Below are 23739 nucleotides of genomic sequence, written 5' to 3'. Positions count from 1 at the left end.
TGTTCAGACGCGCCACGTGAGAGCAGCGGGCGCAAAACGGCATGCGGCAGCGGCGTGCCGGGAAATGGTGACGGGAAAACTGGAATGTGCCACGGACGGGCACATCAGAACGGCGTAATCAGCAGCCGTGCGCGATTCGACCCGGAATCCAGACCGTGCACTGGGCAAGGCGACCAAGATCAGAGCTCGTGTACATCCGCCGGTCGCCTCCTTCCGGTCATTATGGGTCGACGTCTACCGCAAATTAGTGGCTGCGGGCCACCGAGGTCAAGAGGTGGGCCGCGGTCTCTCAGCCGGCGTCGGCCCGGAAGCGACGCCGGTACTCCGTCGGTGTCGTGTCGAGTTTCCGGCGGAAGGCGCGGATGAGGGTGTCGGTCGTGCCGAAGCCGCAGGTGGACGCGATCCGGTCGAGGGTGGCGTCGGTGGTTTCCAGCTGGTTGCGCGCCCTCTCGACGCGGGCGGACTCGATGTACGCGGCCGGGGTCATGCCGAGTTCCGCCTTGAAGACGCGGGCGAGCTGCCGCTCACCGACGTGGGCGTACGCGGCGATGTCGGCGAGGGTGAGCCGCTGGCCGATGTTGCGCGCGATGTAGTGACGTACGTCCTCCACGCGCCGTGTCAGGGAGACGGGCTCCAGGGGGACGCTGAACTGGCTCTGACCGCTCGGCCGCTTCAGGTACATCACGAGCTGGCGGGCGACACGCAGCGCGGTGGTCTCGCCGAGGTCGTCGGCGACCAGGGCGAGTGACAGGTCCAGGCAGGCGCTGATGCCGGCGCCGGTCCACACGTCGCCGTCCCGGATGAAGATCGGGTCGGCGTCGACCTCGACCGCCGGATGCTCGGCGGCGAGCTGCTGTGCGGTCGACCAGTGGGTGGTGACGCGCTTGCCGTCGAGCAGTCCGGCGGCGGCGAGGATGTGCGCTCCGACGCAGACGGATGTGACCCTGCGTGTCCTGGTGGCGAGGGTCTTCACCCAGCCGACCACGGTCGGGTCGGTGAGGGCGCGTACGCGGCGGTCGCTGTCGACGTCGACCGAGCCGGGCACCAGCAGGGTGTCGATGCTCCTCGTGGACGCCTCGCGGAAGGTGATGTCCGGAAGGACGCGCACTCCGGCGGAGGTGGTGACCGGGTCCAAGGTCTCGGCGGCGAGCACGACGCGATAGCCCGTCGCGCCGGATGTCTCCCGCTGCACCAGGGAGAACACTTCCGGAGGCCCGGTGACGTCCAGCAGGTCGACACCGTCGAAGAGGACGATCACGATCAGTCGTTCGACGGTGCCCATGGGGCCCACAGCGATGTCCATATCTGCATGTTAGATGCCATTGTTGACATGGGCCGGCCGGATTAGCGTCGTTCTTGCCGCAGCGACCGCACGTCGGCGCGGGCTGCGAAGCACCCGACACCACACCCGACACACACCCCGAGGTGGTACTCCATGGCATCGATGACGCTGCGCGCACTCAACGGCCTCGACGACACGCCCGCGTCCCTCGCCGACGCGACCCTGATCCTGATCGACTACCAGAACACCTATGTGCGGGGCGTAATGGAGCTCGACGGCTGGCAGGCGGCGCTCGACTCAGCCGCCGCGCTGCTGCGCAGGGCTCGGGCGGCCGGTACGAAGGTGGTCCACGTCGTCAACGACGGCGGCGAGGGCACTCCGTACGACATCCGTACGGAGATCGGCCGGATCCACCCGAGCGTGGCGCCGGTCGCGGGCGAGCCTGTCGTCGTCAAGAAGACCCCGAACGCGTTCCTCGACACCGACCTCGGCGAGCACGTCGACGCCGCCGGCACCAAGGACGTCGTCATCGCGGGGTTCATGACGCACATGTGCGTGGCGTTCACCGCGCAGGGTGCCTTCCTGCGCGGAAACCGGTCCACGGTGGTCGCCGACGCCTGCGCGACACGGGCGCTGCGGTCGGCGGGCACCGACCTGCCCGCCTCCCAGATCCATCACAGCGCTCTCGCGACGATCGCCGACCTCTACGGGGTCGTCGTGCCGTCCGCGGAGTCACTGACCTGAGGGTGAGCGTTCCGGCCCGCGGACCGCGTAGTGGGCGAGCGCGGGTTCGAGGAGGTCGAACGCGCGGGTGGTCTCCTCCGTGAGGACGGCGGCGATGTCCGGGTTGCCGCGGCCGGCCAGGGTGAGTTCCTGGATGCGCTGGAAGAGCGTGCGGTGTACGGCGGCGAGCAGGGCCGCGGCCGTGCGGGCGGTGATGTCGTCGGCGGGAGCACCGGTGGCCTCGGCGAGGGCGTGGGCGAGAGCCGCCTCGCGCCGGTCGTGCAGGGCGCGCAGGCAGGCCGAGAGGGTGGGGCTGGCGGCGATCATCCGGGAGAACTCGGGCCCGGCGAATCCGGCGACGGGGTCCTGCGCCGTGACGGCGGCCTGGAAGGCGAGGCGGAGCGCGGTGAGGGCCGACTGGCCGGGCTGCCGGTCGGCGACGGTGCGCGCGAGGCCGGCGACGAACTCCTCCTGGTGGTCCAGGGCCAGGTCCTCCTTGCGCGGGAAGTAGTTCGTCACCGTCTTCTTGGCGACGCGGGCGGCGGCGGCGATCTCGGCGATCGTCGTGCGCTCGAAGCCCTGCTGGAGGAAGAGCCTGGTCGCGTGGTCGGAGATCAGCTGCCGGGTCTCCCGCTTCTTGGACTCGCGCAGGCCCAGTCCGTCGGCGGGTGCGTCGACGCCGCGCCCCGTGTTCATCTCGGTATCCATGGAGCAATCTTACCTCCGTAGCAAATTTATGTTGACACGCCCGGGAGGTCAGGGCTAAAGTTACGTCCATAGTAAGTTTGCCTCGAAGGGAAGAAGTGCATGCGACCCACGCCTCTCGCCGCACAGACCGAACAGACCCCACAGGCCGGCCGGCCCACCGCTCGCCGCGGACACGACACCCAGTCCCCGGCGCCGCGCGGCTCCGCCGCCGTGCGCACCGTCCCGCGGCGCGGGCTCAACACCCCGCGCCGCCGCTCCTTCTGACGCCCGGCCGGCGGCGGCCGTCCGCGCCACCGCCCACCGGCGCCACCAGCGCCAGCCCTCTCGTACACCCACCCATCACCCGTGCCGGCAAGGAGCCCACCGTGCAGATCTCCGCCTCCACCCTCTCCCTCACCGTCGACGACGTCGCCGCGTCGCACGCGTTCTTCACCACGCACCTCGGCTACCAGGAGGTGGCCGCCGCCGACGGCTTCGCCTCGCTCACCCGGGAGGACGCGGCGGTCGACATCGTCCTGCTGCGCCGCGGGATCGAGGTCCTGCCGGCCGACCAGCGCGATCAGCGCGCCTCCGGGATCATCCTCGCCTTCACCGTCACCGGGCTGGACGACGAGGAGAAGCGCCTGCGGGCCGAGGGCGTCGAGATCACCATGCCGCTGCGCGAGGAGCCCTGGGGCGAGCGCCTGTTCCAGGTCACCGACCCCAACGGCGTGATCATCCAGTTCGTCGAATGGGTCACCCCGGCCGACGCCTGAAAGCCTTCGTCAGTCGGCGTGTTCCAGAGGACGGGCGGGCCAGTCGAGGAGACGGGCGCCCAGCGTCGCCGTCTGGAGGGTGTAGCGCTGGTCGGGATCGGCCGGGTCGTAGCCGGTGAGCTGGCGGACGCGGGCCAGCCGGTAGCCGACCGCGCGGACGCTCAGCCCGAGCCGGTGGGCCGTGGTGGTGGTGACGCAGCCGGCGGCGAAGTAGGCGGTGAGCGTGGCCAGCAGGGGGCGGGGGCCGCCACGGGCTCGTTCCAGGCCGCCGAGCACGGTGGCCACGAGGTCGGTGATGGCCGCGCGGTCCCTGCCCAGCACCTGGAAGACCAGCAGGCCGGAGGCGTCCACCAACGGGCTGGCCAGGTCGAGGCGGTCGGCGAGGTCCAAGGCGGAGCGGGCCTCCTGGTAGCAGCGGACGATGCCGCCGGCACCCGGCCGGGGACGGCTGACGGCGATGCGGTGTCCGGCGGCCCCGGCTTCGCGTACGTACGCGGCGAACCGTCTCGGGACGTCGGCCTCGGCGGCCGGTGCGACGCAGACCAGCAGGGAGTCCTTGGTCGTGATGAGGACGTCACGCACGCCGAAGGCCGCCGCCATGCCGTCCTCGACGTAGCGGGTGGCCGCGTCCCCGGCGCGGAAGGGGACCGCCGCGCGGGCCACGGCGACCCGGTGCCGCCCGGCCAGGCGCAGCGCGAAGCGGTCGGCCCGCTCCACGAGCCGGCCGAGGTCGGTGCGCCCGTCGAGCAGGTCGTCGACGAACTCGCGCCGTACCGCCTCCTCCCGCCGTACGGCGGCCCCATACCCCGTCTCGTAGCCCTCGGTGAGCGCCACGGTCACATCGCGGACCGCCTGGAGGAGGGCCGGCGGCTCGCTTCCCTCGGCCTCCGCGGGCCAGGAGCGGCAGGCGGCGGTGAGCCACTCGCCGACGAGCGTGTGCAGGGCCACGCCTCGCGCGGCGGCCGCGGCCGCCAGATCGCGGAGGGCCGCGAGTTCGTCCTTGCGCGGCCTGCGCCCCTGGGCCTTGGCGCAGCTCAGCAGGTCGAGGCAGCTGCCCGTGACGGGGGCGGGTACGGGAGCAGGTGCAGGCGCGGTAGCGGCCATGGGCGTTCCCTTCGCGGCGTCGGACGCCCCTGCTTCCATCTTGCCGGAGTCCGGAAAGGAAGGCCGTCCGAGATGGCAGGCGACACCACCGGCCGGACGGCGTCCACCCACGGTGACGCGGGTACTGGCAAGGGCCCATGCCCGACCGCGAGCGCCGCGAGCGCGACGAACGCACCGCCTTCGGCCGGCTGCGCGTGCCGGAGCGGGCCTTCGTCCTGGACGCGCTGCGCACCGAGACCGTCGGCGGCCTGGTGCTGCTGCTCGCCGCGGCGGTCGCGCTGGTGTGGGCCAACACGCCGCTCCGCGCCCTGTACGAGTCCGTACGCGAGACGCACATCGGCATCGAGGCCCTCGGTCTGAACCTCTCCGTCGCCCACTGGACGTCCGAGGGCCTGCTGACCGTGTTCTTCTTCGTCGCGGGCGCCGAACTCAAGCGGGAGCTGGTGATCGGCGACCTCCGCCGCCCCGGGGCGGCCGTGCTGCCCCTGGTCGCGGCCGTGAGCGGCATGGCCGTGCCGGCGCTCGTGTACGGGCTCGTCGCCACCTCCGCCGGAGGGACCTGGGCGGGGTGGGCCGTGCCCATGGCGACGGACATCGCCTTCGCCCTCGGGATCCTGGCGGTGATCGACACGCACCTGCCCTCCGCGCTGCGCGCCTTCCTGCTCTCCCTGGCGGTGATCGACGACGTGGTCGCCATCACCGTCGTCGCCGTCTTCTACACGTCGTCGATCAACCTGGCCACGCTCGTCGGAGCGGTGCTGGGGCTGGGGCTCTTCTTCCACCTGCACGACCGCAGGCGGGTGCACGGCTGGTACTGGTACCTGCCGCTGGCGCTGGTCATCTGGGCGCTCACGTACACCAGCGGCGTACACGCCACGGTCGCGGGCGTGGCCATGGGGCTGCTGCTGCGGGTCACGCCGGACGGCCCCGGCGGCCGCCGGCCCGCGGAGCGCGTCGCCCACCTCGTCCGTCCGGTCTCCGCCGGGGTGGCCGTCCCGTTGTTCGCGCTGTTCGCGGCGGGGGTGAGCGTGTCGGGCGGCGCCCTGGTCGCGGCCGTCCAGCGCCCCGAGCCGCTGGGCGTGGCGCTGGGCCTGGTCGTCGGCAAGGCCCTCGGCATCTTCGGCGGCTCCTACCTGGCCGTCCGCTTCACCCGTGCCCGGCTCGCCCCCGGCCTCGCGTGGGCGGACGTCCTGGGGGTGGCCATACTCGCCGGGATCGGCTTCACCGTCTCGCTCCTGATCGGCGAACTCGCCTACCCCCGCCCGGAGGACGCCGCCCACGTCAAGACCGCCGTCCTGATCGGCTCCCTGGCGTCCGCCCTCCTCGCCTGCGTCCTGCTGAAGCTCCGCAACCGCGCCTACCGGCGGCGGTACGAGGCGGGAAACGGCCGCGGGAACGGTGCGTGAGCTCAGGCACGTCGCCCCCGAGCGCGCGGGCCCCGGCCTTCGACGTCGCGCTGCTCGACTGCGTCGGCGACGACCCGGCCGGTCACGGCGGGCTCGCGGGCCTGTGTACGGGAGGGCGCGCGGCTGGGCGAGGGGGCCGGCGCCTACGCCTGTACGGGCCCGGGCTCCATCGCGCCCGTCGGCCGCGACGCCTATTGACGGCCGGTGAGGCGGGCCGGCGGAACCCGGCGGTGGTGCGGGCAGGCCCGGGCGGCGGCGAGGAGGTGCCGGATCTGTTCACCGGCCTGGCCGGGTTCGCACACCGGGTCGGGGCAGAGGACGCGGACGTCGCGGTGGCCGCGGGCGTATTCGCAGCGCAGCGTGATGCCGTGGCGGTCGAGGGCGAGGGGCTGTACGCGGACGACGCCGTGCAGCAGCCGCGGTTCGGCCAGCCGGGTCAGGCGGGTCACGACGTCGTCGTGCGCGTCGGCCAGGTGCGTGAGCATCGCGGCTTCGTGGACGGCGAGGGGGTCGGCTTCGGCGAGGACGAGTTCGTCGCGGCCGACGGTGACCGTTCCCGCCGCCGTTTCGAGGGTGGCGCGCTCGGTGTCGAGCCGGAGGCCGGGGTCGTCCGTGCGGGTCAGCCGCCCCGAGAGGGTGACGCGGGCGCGTACCCGGTCGCGGACGGAGGTGGCGGCGATGTCGGTGAACTCCAGCAGGGCGGCGACGGCGCCGCCCGGAGCGCTCGCCGCCTGCGTCACCGGCGGACTGCCGGCCGGCGGATGGAGCGTCAACCCGCCTTTGTCGTCGATGGTGTGGCCGCCGACGAGGTCGTGGCGGTGCCCGTCCATGGTGAGGGTGAGCGACTGCGCGCGGGCCAGTACCGAGCGGATCCGCTCCGCGGTGGTCGGGTCGGCCGCCGGGGCGTCGGGAGCACTCATTACACCTCCATAAGGTTAGGCTTACCTAAGCTAGACCACCCTCGCCGGCTCGGCAAGGAGGCCACGGGAAGGCCTCCGAAAGACCTCCAGACGGCCCCCGGAAGGCCGGCCCCCTACCCTCAAGTGACCCGTAACAGAAGTGGCTTGAGTGTGCGCAGCGGGGGCGCGGGGTAGTGCGAGAGATCTCGACATGGTCACAAGGCGGCCGATCGGCGTCACACCCATAAGGTGTGCCTTACCTAAGTTGTATGGTGGCGCGGTCAGAGCGGCAGCGGGGAAGGAACGTGGTGTCCATGGGCGACGTCCGCCTGGTGGCGAAGGACCTCGAGGTCGGGCATGGCGGCCGCCCGGTACTGAAACAGGTGGACCTGTCGCTCCGGGACGGCGCGATCACCGTGCTCGTCGGGCCCAACGGCTGTGGAAAGTCCACCCTGTTGCGGACGGTGGCGGGGCTTCTTCCGCCGCTCGGCGGCGAGATACGCATCGACGACGCCCCGCTCGGCTCGTTCGCCCGCCGTACGCTGTCCCAGCGTCTGGCCTTCCTGCCCCAGACCTCGCAGGCGCCCGCCGGTGTGACGGTCCGTGAGCTCGTACGGCACGGCCGGTACGCCCACCGCGGCGCCCTCGCCCGGCACACGAGCGAGGACACCGAGGCGATCGACTGGGCGCTCGACGTCACGGACGCGGCCCCGCTCGTCGAGCGGCGGCTCGACGAACTGTCGGGCGGCGAGCGCCAACGCGCCTGGCTCGCCATGGTGCTGGCCCAGCGCGCCGGGGTCCTGCTGCTGGACGAGCCCACCACGTACCTCGACATGCGCCACCAGTTCGAGGTCCTCGACGTCGTACGCCGCCTCGCCCAGGAGCACGAGATCGCCGTCGGCGTGGTGCTGCACGACCTGATGCAGGCCGCGGCCTACGCCGACGACGTCGTGGTCGTCGCCGACGGCGGGATCGCCGCCGCGGGCGCGGCCGACGACGTCCTCACACCGGACGTCATCGAGCGGGCCTTCGGCCTGCGCGTGAATGTCGTGCGCGATCCGGCGACGGGCTACCTCGCCTGCTTCCCCCAGCGCTCCGAGGCCTCCACCGCGTCCTGAACGCATCGGCTCACCCCCCACAACGGTTCGCCCGCATCACCAGCACACAAGGAGAGATCGACCATGCAGAAAATGCTGCGCGCCCTCGCGACGGGCGGTACCGCTGTGGCCCTGATACTGACCGCCGCGGGCTGCGGGTCCGGCACGGTCGGCGAGACCACCGACGACAAGACGGGCGGGGACAAGGCCGCCAACGGCAAGATCACCGTCGACACCGCCCAGGGCAAGGTCAGCCTGGACAAGCCGGCGACCAAGGTCGTGGCGCTGGAGTGGACGTACACCGAGGAGCTGGTCGCGCTCGGCGTGACCCCGGCCGGCAACGCCGACAACAAGGGCTACAGCACCTGGATCACCGCCAAGGGCGCGGGCCTGCCGGACAAGGTCACCGACGTCGGGGACCGCAACGAGCCGAGCCTGGAGAAGATCCGGGCCCTCCAGCCGGACCTCATCGTCATCGACAACGACCGGTCGAAGGCCAACCTCAAGCAGCTCCAGGCCATCGCGCCCGTCCTGTCGTTCACGTACACCACCAAGCCGCAGCTCGAAACGATGAAGAAGAACTTCGGCGAGCTGGCGAAGGCGGTCGGCAAGGAGGACAAGGCCGCAGAGGTGACGCAGCAGATCGACACCAAGGCCGCCGACCTCAAGGCACGGCTGGACAAGGCCGGCAAGGGCGGTCTGAAGTACGCGCTCGCGCAGGGCTTCACCGCCAACGGCACCGCGTCGATCCGGATGCTCACCGATGACGCGATCGCCCCGCAGGTGCTGAACCTCGCCGGGCTGAAGAACGGCTGGAAGGGCCAGTCCGACGCCTGGGGCATGACCACGGTCGGCGTCGAAGGCCTGACCAAGGCCGACAAGGACGCCACCTTCCTGTACGTCGCCGCCGACAACGACAACCCCTTCACCGGTGACCTCAAGGACAACGCGGTCTGGAAGGGCCTGGAGTTCGTCAAGAAGGACAAGGCCCTGCCGCTGGACCCGGGCACCTGGCTCTTCGGCGGCCCGCTGTCGGCGCTGCACATCCTCGACGAGACCGGCAAGGCTCTGAAGGTCTGATGGCCCCGGAAGGACTGACGGCCCCCGTGGCCCGTCCGCTCGGCCGCCGCCCACGAGCTGTGCTCGTGGGCGGCGCCCTGTCCCTCGTCCTGTGTCTGGTCGGCGTGGTCCACCTCGGTCTCGGTGTGTCCGGTGTGGGTATCGGCGACATCGTGGACCTGCTCCTCGGCCACGGGGACGCGCGCACCGAGGACGTCCTGCTCGGCAGCCGCCTGCCGCGCACGCTGACCGGCCTGGTCGTCGGCGTGGCGCTCGGCGTGTCCGGCGTGCTCGTCCAGGGCGCGACCCGCAACCCCCTGGCGGCGCCCGACACGCTGGGCGTGAACGCCGGGGCGTACTTCGCCGTGGTGCTGGTGGCGTTCACCGGCATCAGCCTCGGCCCGCTCCCGTCCGGCGGCGCGGCCTTCCTCGGCGGGCTGGTGGCGGTGGGCGTGGTGTACCTGCTCAGCCGCAGCGGGGTGATGACACCCGGCCGGGTGCTGCTCGCCGGTGCGACCGTGGCACTGGCGGGTACGTCGGCGGCCGAGTTCCTGCAGATGCTCGACGTCCAGGCGACCCGCGGGCTGTTCTTCTGGGGCAACGGCACCCTGATGCAGTCCGGTCTGGAACGGCCCCTGATCCTCGGCGCGGTCGTCGCCGTGGGCGCGCTGCTCGCCCCGTTCCTGGCGCGTCCGCTGGACCTGCTGGCGCTCGGCGACGAGACGGCCGAGGCCATGGGCGTACGGGTGGAACGCGTCCGCCCGGCCGCCTTCCTGGTCGCCGTCCTGCTGTCGGCCGCGGCCGTGTCGCTCGCCGGGCCGATCGGCTTCGTCGGGCTGATCGGGCCGGTCATCGTGCGGCAGTTGGGCATCCGCAAGCACGCGCTGCTCATCCCGATGGCGGCGCTGCTCGCCTCCGCGCTGGTCCTCGGTGCCGACGCGGCCGCGCAGCTGATCGTGACGCCGTCCGCCACGCAGCCCGCCGAGATCCCGGTCGGTGTGGTGACGGCGCTGATCGGCGGCCCGGTGTTCATGGCGCTGGCCCGCCGGGTGAGCACCGGCGACGCCGACACCGGGGCGGCGGTCGTGGTCTCCGACCAGCGGCGCGCCCCCGCGTACGCGGTCGCGCTGGGCGGCGGGCTGGTCGCCCTCGCCGTCGCGATGGTGCTCTCGCTGCGCGTCGGGGACGTGGAGATCACCTGGAGCCAGCTCGTCGCGTCGCTGTTCGGGTCGGCCGAGCAGATCACCGAGGCGGTGGTGGACTACCGGCTGCCGCGCATCCTGGTGGCGGCGCTGGCCGGGGCGTGCCTGGCGGTCGCCGGGGCGGCGGTGCAGGCGGTCGTACGCAATCCCCTGGCCGAGCCGGGTCTGGTGGGCGTGACCGGCGGGGCGTCGCTCGGCGCGATCGCGGTCATCCTCGTCGTCCCGTCGGCGCCGCTGGTGGCCCTGCCGGCCGCGGCGGGGATCGGCGGCATCCTGATGCTCGCACTCGTGGTGCTGGTCGCGCGCGGGAGCGGGAAGGACGGCCGGACCGGGCTGGATCCGACCCGGGTGGTGCTGGTGGGCCTGGGTGCCGCCGCCACGTCGATGGCCCTGGTCAACATCATGGTGGTCGGCGCGCAGATGAACATCTCCTCCGCGCTGGGCTGGCTGGCCGGCAGCACGTACGCCCGTGACTTCTCCGCGCTGGGCTGGCTCGCCCTGCCCGCCCTGGTCGCGGTCGGCCTGGTGGTCGCCGCGCGGCCGGTGAACCTGCTCTCGCTCGGCGACGAACTGCCCCGCGCCCTCGGGCTGGAGCTGGGCCGTGCCCGGCTCCTGGTCCTCGGCGCGGGCGCGGTGCTGGCGGCGGGTACGGCGGCGGCGGTGGGCGCGGTCGGCTTCGTCGGACTGGTCGCGCCGCACCTGGCCCGGCGGATCGTCGGCAACAACACGGCCCGGATGGTGCCGATGGCGGCCGTCCTCGGTGCGGTGCTGGTGGTGTCATCGGACGCGCTGGGCCGCTGGCTGCTGGCCCCGACCGAGATCCCGGTGGGCATCGTCACCGCCCTGGTCGGGGCTCCGTACCTGGTGTGGCTGCTGCGGCGGCTGTGACCGCCGGTGCTCAGGAGGTCTGAGCGACACGGGACCGGGCGCGCCGCTCGGCGGTGCCGCCGATGGCCTCCGCCTCGGGCCTGAGCGTGCGTGCGGCCAGCACGCCGAGCAGGCACACGAGCGCGGAGGCCAGGCACACGGCGGTGAAGGCACCCGAGAAGGCGGTGCGGGCGAGCGGCTGGAGCGCGGGGTCGAGGAGCTCGAACCGGCCGGTCTCGACGGCCTCGCGCGCCGGGCCGGCGGCCACCCCGCTGCCCAGACCATCGCTCAAGCGGGCGGAGAACACCGCTCCGAAGGCGGCGACGCCGGTCGCCGTGCCGAGCGGGTAGCAGGCGTTGGTCAGCCCGGAGGCCATCCCGGCCCGGTCGGCGGGCGCGGCGCCCACGGCGACGCCCATCAGGGGCGGGAAGATGACGGCCCCTCCGACACCGAGCAGCACCAGCGCGACGACCGTGACGGCCTGCCCGCTGCCCGAACCGGCGGCTGCCAGCCCGAGCAGCCCGAGCCCCTGGGCCGCGAACCCCCCGGCGACCAGCACGTCCGGCGGGAACACCTTCTGCAGCCGGGCGACGAACAGCCCGGCGATCAGCAGACTGCCCGTCAGCGGCAGCAGCTGGAGGCCGACCTCCAGCGGGGAGTACGCGTGGGTGCTCTGCAGCCACAGCGTGACGAAGGCGAGTACGCCGAGGCTGGACAGCCGGGCGAGGAAGCCCAGCACGGCGGCGCCGGAGAACGCCCGGATCCGCAGCAGCGTCATGTCGATCAGGCCGTCGCCACGGCTCTGGCTGGCCACGAGTGCCACGGCGAGTACGACGCCGGCGACCGCCGAGACCAGCACCTCCGGCGCCGCCCAGCCGACTTCGGGGCCCGTGACCAGCGGGTAGTGCAGCGCCAGGAGCGCGCCGACGCCGAGCGCCGCACCCAGCAGGTCCATCCGGCGCCGGGTGTCCCGCGCCGCCATCGACTCGGGCATGCGGCTGAGGGCACCGGCCACGACGAGGATGCCGATGGGCACATTGACCAGGAAGATCCACCGCCACCCGAGTACCTGGACGAACAGCCCTCCGACGATCGGGCCGAGCGCGCCGGCCGCTGAGGCGATGGCGGCGAAGGCGGCTATGGCGGCCTGGCGGCGGACCCCTTCGTACGCGGCGGCTATCAGCGCGAGGGTGGGCGCGAACACCATGGCGCCGCCCAGTCCTTGGGCGGCGCGGGCGGCGATGAGGGTGCCGGCGTCCGGTGCCAGGCCGCAGGCGGCCGAGGCGAGGGTGAACAGCGCCATGCCGGCGGTGAACACGGCGCGGCGGCCTATTCGGTCGGAGAGGGCGCCGGCCGTGAGCAGCAGTGCCCCGAACGCCAGCGAGTACGCCGACACGGTCCACTGCACCCTGCCCAGCCCCGCCTCCAGATCCCGGGCGATGTCGGACAGGGCGACGTTCACGACGGTGACGTCCAGGGTCATCATCACGCCACCGGCGCTGACCAGGGCGAAAGTCCATCGCGGAGTGCATCGCGGGGCAGGACGGCGGGAAGGCACCGCTGATCACCTCCAGGAGAAGTGCGGGGCGGCCAATCCGGGCACTGGAGCTGACTGGCCATCAGGCAGCAACTCCGGCCCCGTGGCCGAAAGTTGACCTTGCCCATTAGGTAAGCCTAACCTAATCTAACTCCGCTCGAACGTCCAGGTGTTCGAGCGCACTGATCCGGACATACATCGGAGCTGCCTGATGCCCACCCCCGCCGACCATCCCGTGCCCGCGCTGCCCGACGTGGCCCCCGCAGCCTGGCGGGAGGCCAACCGACGACTTCTCGCCAAAGCGATAGGCGAGTGGTGCTTCGAGGACATGCTCAAGGCGGTCGAGACCAGTGACGGCGGTTACCGCATCGACCTCGACAGCGGCACCACGTACGCCTTCAGCGCCACGCCCGGCGCGTTCGGCTGGCTACGGGTCGACCCGGGGTCGATCACCCGCACCGCCACCAGCATGCTCGGCAACTCCATCGCCCAACCCGCCTGGGACGCCCAGCAGTTCCTCTTGGAAGCCGCCTCGACGATCGGCAGCGACCCGTCGACCATCGCCACCTACTTCACCGAACTGTCCGCCACCCTCGCCGTCGACGCCGCCCGCATCACCCACGGCGGCGAGACGGTGGCCGAGATGCGCGCCCTGGGCCACACCGAGCTGGAGTGCCGCATGACCGGGCACAACCTCCTCGTGGCCAACAAGGGCCGCATCGGCTTCTCCGCCACCGACGTACGCCAGTACGCCCCCGAGTCCGCCCAGCCGCTGGCACTCCAGTGGGTGGCCGTCCACCGGGGCCTGGCCGAGTTCCGCGGCACCTCGGAGCTGTCCGAAAACGACATCCACGCCCGGGAGTTGGACGACGAGACCCGCTCCCGGTTCACCGCCGTCCTCCAGGAGGCCGGAGTCGGCCCCGAGGGCTATGTCTGGATGCCCGTGCACCCCTGGCAGTGGGACCACGCCGTCCAGATCCTGCACGCCGCCGATGTGGCGCAGCGCCGCATCATCCCGCTGGGCGAGAGCCCGGACGCGTACCTGCCGGGCCAGTCCATCCGCACGATGGCCAACGTCACCAGCCCCGAGCGGTACGACGTCAAACTGCCACTGAAAATCCTCAACACCCTGGTCTGGCGCGGAATCCCGCCGCACTGCACCATGGGCGCGCCCGTCGTCACCCAGTGGCTGCGCGGGCTCGTGGAGCGCGACGCGTTCCTGACCGAGGAGTGCCGCACCGTGTTCCTCGGCGAGGTCGCCTCGGTCACCGTCCGGCACCCCTACCTCACCACGCTGGAAGACGCGCCCTACCAGCACCTGGAGACGCTGGGCTGCATCTGGCGCGACTCGGTGACGGCGCGCAAGGACCAGGGCGAGCGGGTGCGCACCTTCGCCTCCCTCCTCCACGTCGACCACGCCGGTGACGCGTTCGTCGCCGAGCTGGTCCGCGCCTCCGGGCTCGACCCGCAGGAGTGGCTGCGGCGCCTTTTCGGCACCCTCCTCGTGCCGATCATGCACGTGCTGTACCGGTACGGCGTCACCTTCAACCCGCACGGGCAGAACACCCTGATCGGGTACGACGAGAACGACGTACCGACGCGCCTGTACCTGAAGGACTTCGTGGACGACGTGTGCGTGTCGTTCACCGACGTGCCCGAGCGCGGCCCCGAGCCGGACGGACACGACCACGTGCTGCCCCGCAAGCACCCCTCCATCATCAAGCAGCACGTCGTCGACCAGGTGTTCGTCGGCCACTTCCGGTACCTGGCGCCGCTCTGCGCCGACCAGCTCGGCGTACCGGAGAAGACGTTCTGGCGCCTGGTGCGGCAGACGATCCTGGACTTCCAGCAGCGGTTCCCCGAACTGACCGAGCGGTTCGCCGAGTACGACCTGCTCACCCCCGAGATCCCCCGCTACGGCCTCAACCGGGACCGGATCGTGGTCACCCGGTACACCGACCGGGCGCTGCGCCACGCGCTGTACCCGAACGGCACGCACCCCAACCCGCTGGCCGAGCACTGAGGAGGCAGGGCGTGACACCGCTGACCGAAACCCGACCCCCGCTGTCCCCCTTCCCGCCGTCCGTGCTCGCCGGGTCCCACGACGGGCTCGCCGAGGTCCTCGCCACGCTCGCCGAGGCCATCGACGCCGCGTCCACCGCCCGCCGCCCGGACGGGCCGATCCCGGCGGGCACCCCCGCCGAGGTCCTCGCCGCCGCCTCCCGGGCGCTGGGCCCGGCCGACCTCCCCACCGAGGGGCTCGGCTCCAAGGCCGCGCTCCAGCTGCTGGCCACCGTACTGACCGAGCACGGCATCGACCTGTCCCACCCGCGGGCGGCCGCCCACCTGCAACCGCCGTCGCTGGCGGTCGCCGTCGCCGCCGACACCCTGGCGAGCGCCGGCAACGCCTCGCTCGACACCTACGACTCCGGTGCCTCCGCCCTCGCGGTCGAACGCTGGCTCATCGGCGTACTGATCCGGCTGGCCGGCCTCGGGGAGCGCGCCGACGGCGTCCTCACCCCCGGCGGGTCCCTGTCCAACCTGATGGGCCTGCTGCTGGCCCGGGACGCCGCCGCCGCTCGGCGTGGCATCAACGCCCGCGAGCAGGGCGTCGGGGCGCTGCCCGGCCCGGTGGTGTTCTGCTCGGAGCTGGCCCACTTCTCCACCCACCGGGCGTGTGCCGCGCTCGGGCTCGGCGAGGCCGCCGTGTTCCCGGTGCCGGTCGACGAGCGCCGCCGGATGCGGCCGGAGGCGCTGGCCGCCCTCCTGGACACGCTCGGCCCGGACCGGACACCGATCGCGGTGGTCGCCACCGCCGGAACGACGGACTTCGGCTCCATCGACCCGCTCCCCGAGATCGCCGAGATCGCCGCCGGGCACGGCATGTGGATGCACGTGGACGCGGCGTACGGGTTCGGCGCGCTGTTCTCCGAGCGGCTGGCCGGCCGGCTGGCGGGCCTGGAGCTGGCCGACTCGGTCACGCTCGACCTGCACAAGATCGGCTGGCAGCCCGCCGCGACCAGTGTGCTGCTGGTCTCCGACACCACCGCGTTCGCCTCCCTGGACCGCGAGGTCGCCTACCTCAACCCGGTCGACGACGCCGAGGCCGGGTACGACGGACTGCTCGGCCGCAGCCTCCAGACCACCCGCCGCCCCGACGCGGTCAAGGCCGCCGCCACACTGCTGACGTACGGCCGCACCGGCCTGGGGCGGATGGTCGACACCTGCCACGACCTCGCCCGCCACGCCCAGCGGCGCATCCTCGCCGAACCCGAGCTGGAGCTGGTCGCCCCGGCGGAACTGACCACCGTGGTCTTCCGCTACCGCACCCAGGACCGGAAGGTCTCCGACGACCTCAATGGCGCCCTGCGCCGACGGCTGCTGGAGTCCGGCACCGCCCTCATCGGGCGTACGGAGGTCAAGGCCGCCGGACCGGGCTCCCGCACGCGGGTGTGCCTGAAGTTCACCCTGCTCAACCCCACCGCCACCACCGACGACATCGACGGACTCGTGGACACCGTCCTCGACGCCGGCCGCACCTGTGAACGACTCCTCGAGGAGGGCGCCGCATGAGCATCACCACCACGGCGGCAACCACCACCCAGACCGATCCCCTGCACCAACTCGACGCCCGGGGCGCCGCCGAACACGCCCACATCGAGGCCCTGTTGCGCTGCTGGCTGCGCGAGACCGGCACGCCCGTCACGCCCGGCCCGCTCCGGGTCGAGCTGCCCACCGCCGGGCTCACCCTCGTCACCGAGGTCACCCACTGCTCCCCCACCGGCTGGCACCGGTTCGCCCCCGCCCGCCTGGAGGGCCCCGGCGGCCCGCTCGGCCCGGTCGCCGACCCGGTGACGGCGGTCGCGCTGCTGTCCACCGAGGCGGCGGTACGCGGCGGCAGCCGCCCCGGCGGGGTGCCGGCCGGGGAGGTCGCAGACCTGGTGGAGCGTACGGCCGAATCCGTACGCCGGGTCGCGACCTTCATCGCCGACCGCCGCGCCCATCCGCAGCCGCCCCCGGAGGTGGACGGCTTCCTCGACGCCGAACAGGCGCTGCTGCTCGGCCACTTGAACCATCCCGCGCCTAAGAGCCGGGACGGCATCTCGGACCATGACGCCGCCGCGTTCTCGCCCGAGCTGCGCGGCTCCTTCCGGCTGCACTGGTTCGCCGCCGACGAGTCGGTGGTGTCGCACGACGCCGTCGAGGGCGCCCCTTCCCTGGCCGGCCGGGACACCGTGGCGCTCCTCGCCGACCTGGCCGGACGGCGCCTGGACGACGGGCGGGTGCTGGTGCCCGCGCACCCCTGGCAGGCGCGGGACCTGCTGCACCGCCCCCGTATCAAGGACCTGGTCGCCTCCGGCGCGCTCACGCCGCTCGGTGAGCTGGGCCCCGAGTGGTGGCCCACGTCCAGCGTGCGGACCGTGTACCGGCCGGACGCCGACGTGATGCTGAAACTGTCCCTCGGGCTGCGGCTGACCAACTCCCGCCGCGAGTCGACCCGCACCGAGCTGCGCCGGGGCCTGGAGATCAACCGGCTCCTCGACGCCGGGTACGCCGACGCCACGTTCCTCGCCCACCCCGGGTTCGCCATCACCCGCGACCCCGCCTGGCTCGCGGTGGACGAACCGGGCCGCCCCCAGGGCCCGGACGTGACCGGCCTCGACGTCGCCGTGCGCGAAGTCCCCGACGGCATCGCCGACCTGCGCTGCCTGGTCGGCCTGGTCGCGCCGCGCCCGGGCCTCGGCCGCAGCGCGCTCGGTGAACTGGTCGCCGCGCTCGGCCCCGGCGCGGCCGAGCAGTGGACGGCCGACTACACCGACCGGGTACTGGTGCCGATGCTGCACCTGTACGCCGCGACCGGCATCGGCCTGGAGGCGCACCAGCAGAACACCCTGGTCCGGCTGGACGCCCAGGGTCGGGTCACCGGATCCACCTTCCGCGACAACCAGGGCTACTACCTGGCCACGTCGTACCTGCCCGGGCTGCTGAAGCGGCTCGGCGCCGACTCCTCCACTCTCGCCGTGGTCGACGACGCCCTGGTCGACGACCGGCTGTCGTACTACCTGCTGCGCAACCAGGCCCTGTCGGTCATCGGCTGCCTCGCCGTCGACGGCCTCGCGGACGAGCGGGACCTGCTCGCCGTCCTCGCCGGCCGGCTGCGGGCCGCGCTGCCCGCGCTCGCCGAGGCCGGGCCGGACGGCGACCGGCTGGCGCGCCGCTGGCTGGAGGCGGACACCCTGCCGTGCAAGGGCAACCTGCTGACCCGGCTGCACGGCATCGACGAGGTCCTCGCGCCGCTGGACGCCCAGTCCGTCTACCTCGACGCCCCCAACCCCCTCCAGGAGGCAGCGGCATGACACCGGCACAGCACGCCCCGGGGGCGGCCGTCCCCGGCCCGCCGCTCCCGCTCCTGAGCGGCCCCTGGTCGGCGCGGGTCGCGCGGGCCGAGGGCGCCGACCTGGACCTGGTGCACGGCTGGATGCAGTCGCCGCACATCGACGCCTTCTGGCACCAGGCGTGGCCGCGCGAGCGCTGGTACGAGGAGATCGCCGGCCACCTCGCGGGCGACGCGATCCTGCCGGTGCTGGTCGACCTGGACGGCCGGCCGCTGGCGTACATCGAGGTGTACCGGGTGGTCCGGGACCGCCTCGCCGGTCACTACCCCGAACTCCCCCACGACCTGGGCGTCCACATCGCCATCGGCGAGGTGGGCCGCACCGGGCAGGGGCTGGGCCGGGCCCTGCTGCGGGCCCTCGCGGAGGGCCTGCTGGCCGCCGACCCGGAGTGCACCCGGGTGGTCGCCGAGCCGGACGTGACCAACGCTCCCTCCCTGAAGGCGTTCGAGGCGGCGGGCTTCCGGCCCGCCGGAAAGGTCACCTTCCCCGACAAGACCGCCGCCCTGATGATCCATCCGCGCGCGGAGGAGGACATGCCCCGATGACCGACACCATCCTCACCACCGAACACGACGTGGTGGCCATCGGCTGCGGCCCCTTCAACCTGGGCCTGGCCGCGCTGGCCTCCACCGTGGACGACGTCGACCTGGTCGTGCTGGAGGAGCAGCCGGAACTGACCTGGCACCGGGGCATGATGTTCGGCGACGCCTCGATGCAGGTGAACTTCCTCGCCGACCTGGTGACCCTGGTGGCCCCCTGGCACCCCCTGTCGTTCCTGGCGTACCTGCACGACATGGACCGGCTCTACACGTTCACCGTGCGGGAGAACTTCTTCCCCTCGCGCCGCGAGTACGAGGACTACCTGCGCTGGGCGGCGGCCAAACTGCCCTCGGTGCGCTTCTCGCACCGGGCGGAGGAGGTCCGGTGGGACGCGGCCGGCGAGCGCTTCACCGTGGACGCCGTACGCGGCGACGGCACCCGGCTGCGGATGCGGGCCCGTAACCTCGTGCTGGGCATCGGCACCGCGCCGTACGTGCCGGAGGCCCTCGCGGGGCTCCCGGCGGACAAGCTGCTGCACACCTCCGACTACCTGTACCGGGCGGACGACGTGGCGGCCGCCGGGAAGGTCACGGTCGTCGGCTCCGGCCAGTCGGGCGCCGAGGTCGCGGTGGACCTGCTCGGGCGGAACGTCGAGGGCGGCCCGGCGGTGAGCTGGCTGACCCGCACCTCGTCGTTCGCTCCGCTCGACTACACCAAGTTGAACCTGGAGCTGACGACCCCGGCGTACATGCAGTACTTCCACTCCCTGCCCGAGGACGTGCGGGACCGGCTGGTCAAGGAGCAGTGGCAGTTCTACAAGGGCATCTCCACCGACACGCTGGAGGAGGTCCATGAGCTGCTGTACCGGCGCCAGTTGGAGCACGGTCTGGCGGAGGTGGAGCTGCGCTTCGGCATCACCGTCGAGTCGGCCGCCGTCGACGCGGCGTCGGGCCGGGCGGTGCTGACCTGCCGGCACCGTGACACCGGCGAGAGCTTCGAGCACACCACCGACCTGGTCGTGGCGGCGACGGGCTACCGCAACCGGACGCCCGCCTTCCTGGCGCCGGTCGACGACCTGCTGCTCCGGGACGGCCGGGGCCGCCCGCGCGTGCGCCTGGACCACTCCGTGGAACTCTCCGACGGCGTCACCGGGCGCGTCTTCGTGGCGAACGCCGAGATCCACGCCCACGGCGTCTCCGCCCCGAACCTGGACATCGGCGCCGTACGCAACGCCACGATCCTCAACGCGATCACCGGCCGGGAGACCTACCGCCTGCCGAAACGGAGCGCGTTCACGAGCTTCGACGTACCGAGGCGCGTGTCGTGAGCGGTGGGCCCGCCGGACCGGAATGCGGTTCGGCGGGCTCTGCCGGCTCCTGGCTGTAGGTCAGGGCTGCCACTTCCACTCGGTGATCTCGGCCGGGTCGACTCCGGTGCGGCGCAGCTCCGCGCGCAGCCGGTCGCGGTGGCGGGCGTAGGAGGCGGCCAGGTCCCCGGTGGCGGCCGGGCGGCCGCGCAGATGGCCGAGCGCGGTGATGGCGAGGTCGTGCCGGGAGACCCCGTTGCTCGCGAGGAGGTCGTACGGCGTGGTGGTGGTGCCCTCCTCGACGTACCCGCGGACGTGGAAGCGGTCCGGGTGGGGCCGCCCGTGCAGCAGTTGGTGCACGGCCGCCGGGTAGCCGTGGAAGTCGAACACCACGTCCGTGTCCGTGCCGAACAGGTCCCGGAACTCGGCGTCCGCCAGGCCGTGCGGGTGCCGGTCGGGCGGGGCGAGCACGCACAGGTCCACGACGTTGACGACCCGGAGGCGTACGCCGGGCAGGTCGCGGCGCAGCAGGCCGGCGGCGGCGAGCGTCTCGACGGTGGGGATGCCGCCCGCGCAGGCGAGGATCAGCTTCGGGTCCTCGCCGTCGTTCGTGGACGCCCAGCGCCAGGTGGAGGCGCCCGCCTCGCAGTGCCGGCGGGCGTCTTCCAGGCCGAGCCACTGGGCGGCGGTGTGCTTGCCGGCGACGACCAGGTTGATCCTGCCGGTGTCGGCGAGCAGCCGCTCCATGGTGACGAGGAGGGTGTTGGCGTCGGGCGGCAGGTGGACGCCGGTCACGGTGCTCTTCTTGGTGAGCAGGTTGTTGATGAAGCCGGGGCCCTGGTGGCTGTAGCCGTTGTGTTCCTGGCGCCACCCTTCGCTGGTCAGCAGGTACGTCAGGCTGCTGACGGGCGTGCGCCACGGCACCTCGTCGGACATCTTCAGCCACTTGGCGTACTGGTTGAGCATGCTGTCGACGACGGAAGCGAACGCCTCGTACGTCGGGAACAGGCCGTGGCGGCCGGTCTGGAGGTACCCCTGGAGCCAGCCCTGGCAGTTGTGCTCGGACAGCACCTCCATGACGCGCCCGTCGCGGGCCAGGTCCTCGGCGTACTCGTCCACCGGCCAGGCGTAGGCGCGGCCGGTGGCGCCGAGGACGCTGTCGAGCTTGTTGGAGGCGAGTTCGTCCGGCGACATGATCCGGAAGTCCCGGCCGGCCTCCGTCCGGTGCATGATCTCCGTCAGCCAGGCGGCCAGTACGCGGTTCGGGCTCGCGGACGCCGTGCCGGGGCCCGCGCCGACGTCGACGGCGTACGGTTCGAGCGGCGGCAGGTCCAGCGGGCGGCGCAGGCGGCCCCCGTCACCGGCGGCGTTCATGCCGATGCGCCGCCGGCCCTCGGGGCAGGCGGCCAGGACGTGCGGGCGGGGGCGGCCGTCCGCGTCGAACAGCTCGTCCGGCCGGTAGGACCGCAGCCACGCCTCCAGGGCCTTGAACTGCTCGTCGTCCTCGTGGACCCCGGCCAGCGGGACCTGGTGGGCGTGGAAGGTGCCCTCGATGCGGCGGCCGCCCACCTCGTACGGGGCGCCCTGTCCCTTGAGGCTGCGCAGCACCAGCATCGGCCAGGCCGGCCGCTCGGGCGGAGCGCCGTCGTCGCGGGCGCGGCGCTGGATGCCGGTGATCGCCGTGTGGGCGTCGCGCACCGCGTCCACCACCCTGTCCGGGTCGGTGGTCGCGTCGACGATCCTGGGGTCCCAGCCGTAGCCGCGGAACAGCGCCGTCAGCTCGTCGTCCGTCATGGTGGCGAACAGCGTCGGCGAGGAGATCTTGTAGCCGTTCAGGTGGAGCACCGGCAGCACCGCGCCGCCGGTGACGGGGTCGAGGAACTTGGTGGAGTGCCATGCGCCGGCGGTCGGGCCCGTCTCGGCCTCGCCGTCCCCGACGATGCAGGCCACCAGCCGGTCGGGGGCGTCGAACGCGGCGCCGAAGGCGGTCGCCAGCGCGTAGCCGAGTTCGCCGCCCTCGTGGATGGTGCCGGGGACGGCCGGCGAGAGGTGGCTGGGAAAGCCGTCGGGCGCGCAGTAGCGGCGGGCGAGTTCGGTCAGCCCGCTCTCGGTGCGCGCCAGGGCGGGGTCGTGGTGCTCGTGGGTGCCCTCCAGCCACAGGTTCGCGTGGTTGGCGGGGGCGCCGTGGCCGGGGCCGGTGACCAGGAGCACGTCGGTGCCGCGCTCCTTGATGAGGGTGTTGAGCGCCGCGTACACCATGGTGATGCCGGGGCACGAGCCCCAGTGGCCGAGCAGCCTCGGCTTGAGGTGCTCGCGGCGCAGCGGCTCACGGAGCAGGACGTTGTCCCGGAGGAAGATCAGGGTGGCGGCGACGTAGTCGGCGGCGCGCCGGTACGCCTGGGTTCCGTGGGTGTCCTGCTCTGTGTGGGTCTCCCGCTCCATGAAGCACCTTCCCTGGTACGCCGGTCAGTCCTGGACCTCGTCGCCGGTGCTGCCCGCCGTGGTGGCCGCTCCGGTGCCGGCCGCCTCGCCGAGGCCCGGGGCGACGGAACCGCGCTCGCTCATGCCGAGGGCCACCTTCGTCCAGCCGCTCTCCCTGCGGTCGAAGGACCGGTACGCCTCGATGGCGTCGTCCACGCCGGCCCAGCGGGTGATCAGCGGGGTGGGGTCAAGGGTCCCGGAGGCGACCAGGGACACCAGGTGGGGCAGGTAGCGGCGGTGGTTGCAGTTGCCCGTCTTCAGCGTCAGGTTCTTCATGAACGCCTCGCCGAACGGATAGTGCCGCACCTGCGGCGGGTAGACGCCGACCGTTCCGACGGTGCCCGCCTTCGCGGCCATCCGCACCGACCAGCGCGCCGCCAGCGAGGGCGCGTCGCCGGGCACCCAGGTGTCGCCCCGCGGGTGCGCCTCGGGTGCCGCCTCGTCGCGCTCGTGGTCGAACTCCTCCGCCCGCTCGCGCAGCGCCTCGGCGGCCGGGCCGCGCGAGGGCCGTTGCGCGTCCACGCCGACCGCGTCGATCACCCGGTCCACGCCGATGCCGCCGGTCAGGTCCCGTACCGCCTCGACCGGGTCCTCGGCGTTGAAGTCGACCGGCTCGGCGTGCTGGCGCCGGGCCAGCTCCAGGCGGTCGGCGACACCGTCGACGACGATGACCCGTCCCGCGCCCTGGAGGCGCGCGCAGGCCACGGCCGCCTGGCCCACCGGCCCGGCCCCGACGACCGCGACGGTGTCACCGGGGCCGACCTCGGCGAGCTCCGCACCGAACCAGGCGGTGGGGTAGATGTCGGACAGCAGGATCGCCTGGGCGTCGTCGACGGTGTCCGGCAGCGGCACCAGGCCGACGTGCGCGTAGGGCACGCGTGCGTACTCGGCCTGGAGGCCGTCCAGGCCGCCCGCCGCCTCGGGGCCGCCGAAGAAGACGGTACCCGCGCGCGGCCCGCCCGGGTTGGCGTTGTCGCACTGCGCGTAGTAGCCGGCGCGGCAGTAGCTGCACGTTCCGCAGGCCACGGTGGAGGGCACGACGACCCGGTCGCCGGCCCGGAAGTCGCGTACGCCGCTGCCGGTCTCCTCGACGATGCCGACCGCCTCGTGGCCGAGCACCCGGCCCTCGCGCATGCCGGGCATCGTGCCGCGGATGAAGTGCAGGTCCGTCCCGCAGATGGCGGACGAGGTGATCCGTACGATCGCGTCGTACGGGTCCTGGATCTTCGGCTCCGGTACGTCGTCCAGTCGTACGTCGCCGATGGCGTGCCACACCACGGCCTTCATAAGCGCTCCCCGGTGCTCCCTGGTGTTCCGATCTTTCCGATCTGCCCGAACAGGCCGCGAGTGCCCGGCCCGGGGACCCACGAAACAACC

General features: G+C 72.9%; 19 protein-coding genes. 12 read left to right on the top strand and 7 right to left on the bottom strand.

The window, feature by feature from the left end:
• Positions 1-289: 289 nt before the first annotated feature.
• Positions 290-1282 carry a DJ-1/PfpI family protein gene (locus tag BKD26_RS19380; protein ID WP_084899623.1) on the bottom strand — a complete coding sequence of 331 codons (993 nt, stop codon included), beginning with the start codon at positions 1280-1282 and terminating at the stop codon, positions 290-292.
• Positions 1283-1435: 153 nt separating this feature from the next.
• Here BKD26_RS19380 and BKD26_RS19375 point away from each other — a divergent pair, with 153 nt between their 5' ends.
• Positions 1436-2026: a cysteine hydrolase family protein gene (locus BKD26_RS19375; RefSeq protein WP_084899621.1), complete on the top strand. Its 591-nt coding sequence runs from the start codon at positions 1436-1438 to the stop codon at positions 2024-2026.
• On the opposite strand, the gene BKD26_RS19370 is transcribed toward BKD26_RS19375, so the two are convergent.
• Positions 2015-2713 (bottom strand): TetR/AcrR family transcriptional regulator, encoded by a 699-nt coding sequence (locus tag BKD26_RS19370; protein WP_084899618.1) that lies wholly within the window; start codon positions 2711-2713, stop codon positions 2015-2017. The two genes, BKD26_RS19375 and BKD26_RS19370, sit on opposite strands and share 12 nt — an antisense overlap.
• Before the next feature lie 99 nt (positions 2714-2812).
• Here BKD26_RS19370 and BKD26_RS40320 point away from each other — a divergent pair, with 99 nt between their 5' ends.
• Positions 2813-2977 carry a hypothetical protein gene (locus BKD26_RS40320; RefSeq protein WP_179166605.1) on the top strand — a complete coding sequence of 55 codons (165 nt, stop codon included), beginning with the start codon at positions 2813-2815 and terminating at the stop codon, positions 2975-2977.
• Between the two features lie 101 nt (positions 2978-3078).
• Complete coding sequence (locus BKD26_RS19365; protein ID WP_084899616.1) at positions 3079-3468, top strand: VOC family protein; 390 nt, start codon at positions 3079-3081, stop codon at positions 3466-3468.
• Positions 3469-3477: 9 nt separating this feature from the next.
• On the opposite strand, the gene BKD26_RS19360 is transcribed toward BKD26_RS19365, so the two are convergent.
• Positions 3478-4572, bottom strand: coding sequence for a helix-turn-helix domain-containing protein (locus BKD26_RS19360; RefSeq protein WP_179166604.1), 1095 nt, complete (start codon positions 4570-4572; stop codon positions 3478-3480).
• A 137-nt stretch (positions 4573-4709) separates the two neighbouring features.
• Here BKD26_RS19360 and nhaA point away from each other — a divergent pair, with 137 nt between their 5' ends.
• A complete protein-coding gene (gene nhaA, locus BKD26_RS19355; RefSeq protein ID WP_084899610.1) occupies positions 4710-5978 on the top strand; it encodes a Na+/H+ antiporter NhaA in 1269 nt (422 codons plus the stop codon).
• A gap of 191 nt (positions 5979-6169) precedes the next feature.
• On the opposite strand, the gene BKD26_RS19350 is transcribed toward nhaA, so the two are convergent.
• Positions 6170-6898 (bottom strand): DUF2470 domain-containing protein, encoded by a 729-nt coding sequence (locus BKD26_RS19350; RefSeq protein WP_084899608.1) that lies wholly within the window; start codon positions 6896-6898, stop codon positions 6170-6172.
• Positions 6899-7191: 293 nt separating this feature from the next.
• Here BKD26_RS19350 and BKD26_RS19345 point away from each other — a divergent pair, with 293 nt between their 5' ends.
• The 3 genes from BKD26_RS19345 (at position 7192) to BKD26_RS19335 (ending at position 11123) form a co-directional block, all read left to right on the top strand.
• Positions 7192-7995 (top strand): ABC transporter ATP-binding protein, encoded by an 804-nt coding sequence (locus BKD26_RS19345; protein ID WP_084899605.1) that lies wholly within the window; start codon positions 7192-7194, stop codon positions 7993-7995.
• 63 nt (positions 7996-8058) lie between these two features.
• The gene (locus tag BKD26_RS19340) at positions 8059-9054 is read left to right on the top strand and encodes an iron-siderophore ABC transporter substrate-binding protein (protein WP_084899603.1); all 996 of its coding nucleotides are present in this window, start codon (positions 8059-8061) and stop codon (positions 9052-9054) included.
• Between the two features lie 26 nt (positions 9055-9080).
• Positions 9081-11123, top strand: coding sequence for an iron ABC transporter permease (locus tag BKD26_RS19335; protein WP_179166603.1), 2043 nt, complete (start codon positions 9081-9083; stop codon positions 11121-11123).
• A gap of 10 nt (positions 11124-11133) precedes the next feature.
• Here the strand turns inward: BKD26_RS19335 and BKD26_RS19330 are convergent, their stop codons facing one another.
• Positions 11134-12588: an MFS transporter gene (locus BKD26_RS19330; protein WP_084899598.1), complete on the bottom strand. Its 1455-nt coding sequence runs from the start codon at positions 12586-12588 to the stop codon at positions 11134-11136.
• A 262-nt stretch (positions 12589-12850) separates the two neighbouring features.
• On the opposite strand from BKD26_RS19330, the gene BKD26_RS19325 reads away from it, so the two are divergent.
• From BKD26_RS19325 to BKD26_RS19305, 5 genes are read left to right on the top strand one after another with little or no spacing between them, the layout of a single operon-like run.
• Positions 12851-14662, top strand: coding sequence for an IucA/IucC family siderophore biosynthesis protein (locus BKD26_RS19325; RefSeq protein ID WP_084899596.1), 1812 nt, complete (start codon positions 12851-12853; stop codon positions 14660-14662).
• An 11-nt stretch (positions 14663-14673) separates the two neighbouring features.
• Positions 14674-16212, top strand: a complete 1539-nt coding sequence (locus BKD26_RS19320) for a pyridoxal-dependent decarboxylase (protein WP_084899594.1) — start codon at positions 14674-14676, stop codon at positions 16210-16212.
• Positions 16209-17996: an IucA/IucC family protein gene (locus BKD26_RS19315; RefSeq protein WP_084899592.1), complete on the top strand. Its 1788-nt coding sequence runs from the start codon at positions 16209-16211 to the stop codon at positions 17994-17996. Before BKD26_RS19320 ends, BKD26_RS19315 begins: the two co-directional genes overlap by 4 nt.
• The gene (locus BKD26_RS19310; RefSeq protein ID WP_084899589.1) at positions 17993-18580 is read left to right on the top strand and encodes a GNAT family N-acetyltransferase; all 588 of its coding nucleotides are present in this window, start codon (positions 17993-17995) and stop codon (positions 18578-18580) included. The genes BKD26_RS19315 and BKD26_RS19310 overlap by 4 nt, the downstream gene beginning before the upstream one ends.
• Positions 18577-19902, top strand: a complete 1326-nt coding sequence (locus BKD26_RS19305; protein ID WP_084899587.1) for a SidA/IucD/PvdA family monooxygenase — start codon at positions 18577-18579, stop codon at positions 19900-19902. The genes BKD26_RS19310 and BKD26_RS19305 overlap by 4 nt, the downstream gene beginning before the upstream one ends.
• Before the next feature lie 60 nt (positions 19903-19962).
• Here BKD26_RS19305 and BKD26_RS19300 read toward each other — a convergent pair whose 3' ends face one another.
• The gene (locus BKD26_RS19300) at positions 19963-22323 is read right to left on the bottom strand and encodes a phosphoketolase family protein (protein WP_084899585.1); all 2361 of its coding nucleotides are present in this window, start codon (positions 22321-22323) and stop codon (positions 19963-19965) included.
• A 24-nt stretch (positions 22324-22347) separates the two neighbouring features.
• Positions 22348-23649 (bottom strand): zinc-dependent alcohol dehydrogenase, encoded by a 1302-nt coding sequence (locus tag BKD26_RS19295; RefSeq protein WP_084899582.1) that lies wholly within the window; start codon positions 23647-23649, stop codon positions 22348-22350.
• Between the last annotated feature and the right edge of the window lie 90 nt (positions 23650-23739).

Origin of the sequence: Streptomyces sp. CB03238 (assembly GCF_002099185.1) — a bacterium.
Lineage (GTDB): Bacteria > Actinomycetota > Actinomycetes > Streptomycetales > Streptomycetaceae > Streptomyces.
Note: the sequence above shows the minus strand (reverse complement) of the source record. Positions and strands in the feature narration are given on the sequence as shown.

What these genes read in the sequence shown, in the direction of transcription:
- BKD26_RS19305 (WP_084899587.1), top strand. Translation starts at nt 18,577, where the DNA reads ATGACCGACACCATCCTCACCACCGAACACGACGTGGTGGCCATCGGC.
- BKD26_RS19345 (WP_084899605.1), top strand. Translation starts at nt 7,192, where the DNA reads ATGGGCGACGTCCGCCTGGTGGCGAAGGACCTCGAGGTCGGGCATGGC.
- BKD26_RS19325 (WP_084899596.1), top strand. Translation starts at nt 12,851, where the DNA reads ATGCCCACCCCCGCCGACCATCCCGTGCCCGCGCTGCCCGACGTGGCC.
- BKD26_RS19315 (WP_084899592.1), top strand. Translation starts at nt 16,209, where the DNA reads ATGAGCATCACCACCACGGCGGCAACCACCACCCAGACCGATCCCCTG.
- BKD26_RS19340 (WP_084899603.1), top strand. Translation starts at nt 8,059, where the DNA reads ATGCAGAAAATGCTGCGCGCCCTCGCGACGGGCGGTACCGCTGTGGCC.
- BKD26_RS19330 (WP_084899598.1), bottom strand. Translation starts at nt 12,588, where the DNA reads ATGATGACCCTGGACGTCACCGTCGTGAACGTCGCCCTGTCCGACATC.
- nhaA (WP_084899610.1), top strand. Translation starts at nt 4,710, where the DNA reads ATGCCCGACCGCGAGCGCCGCGAGCGCGACGAACGCACCGCCTTCGGC.
- BKD26_RS19360 (WP_179166604.1), bottom strand. Translation starts at nt 4,572, where the DNA reads ATGGCCGCTACCGCGCCTGCACCTGCTCCCGTACCCGCCCCCGTCACG.
- BKD26_RS19300 (WP_084899585.1), bottom strand. Translation starts at nt 22,323, where the DNA reads ATGGAGCGGGAGACCCACACAGAGCAGGACACCCACGGAACCCAGGCG.
- BKD26_RS19380 (WP_084899623.1), bottom strand. Translation starts at nt 1,282, where the DNA reads ATGGGCACCGTCGAACGACTGATCGTGATCGTCCTCTTCGACGGTGTC.
- BKD26_RS19375 (WP_084899621.1), top strand. Translation starts at nt 1,436, where the DNA reads ATGGCATCGATGACGCTGCGCGCACTCAACGGCCTCGACGACACGCCC.
- BKD26_RS19350 (WP_084899608.1), bottom strand. Translation starts at nt 6,898, where the DNA reads ATGAGTGCTCCCGACGCCCCGGCGGCCGACCCGACCACCGCGGAGCGG.
- BKD26_RS19310 (WP_084899589.1), top strand. Translation starts at nt 17,993, where the DNA reads ATGACACCGGCACAGCACGCCCCGGGGGCGGCCGTCCCCGGCCCGCCG.
- BKD26_RS19295 (WP_084899582.1), bottom strand. Translation starts at nt 23,649, where the DNA reads ATGAAGGCCGTGGTGTGGCACGCCATCGGCGACGTACGACTGGACGAC.
- BKD26_RS19370 (WP_084899618.1), bottom strand. Translation starts at nt 2,713, where the DNA reads ATGGATACCGAGATGAACACGGGGCGCGGCGTCGACGCACCCGCCGAC.
- BKD26_RS40320 (WP_179166605.1), top strand. Translation starts at nt 2,813, where the DNA reads ATGCGACCCACGCCTCTCGCCGCACAGACCGAACAGACCCCACAGGCC.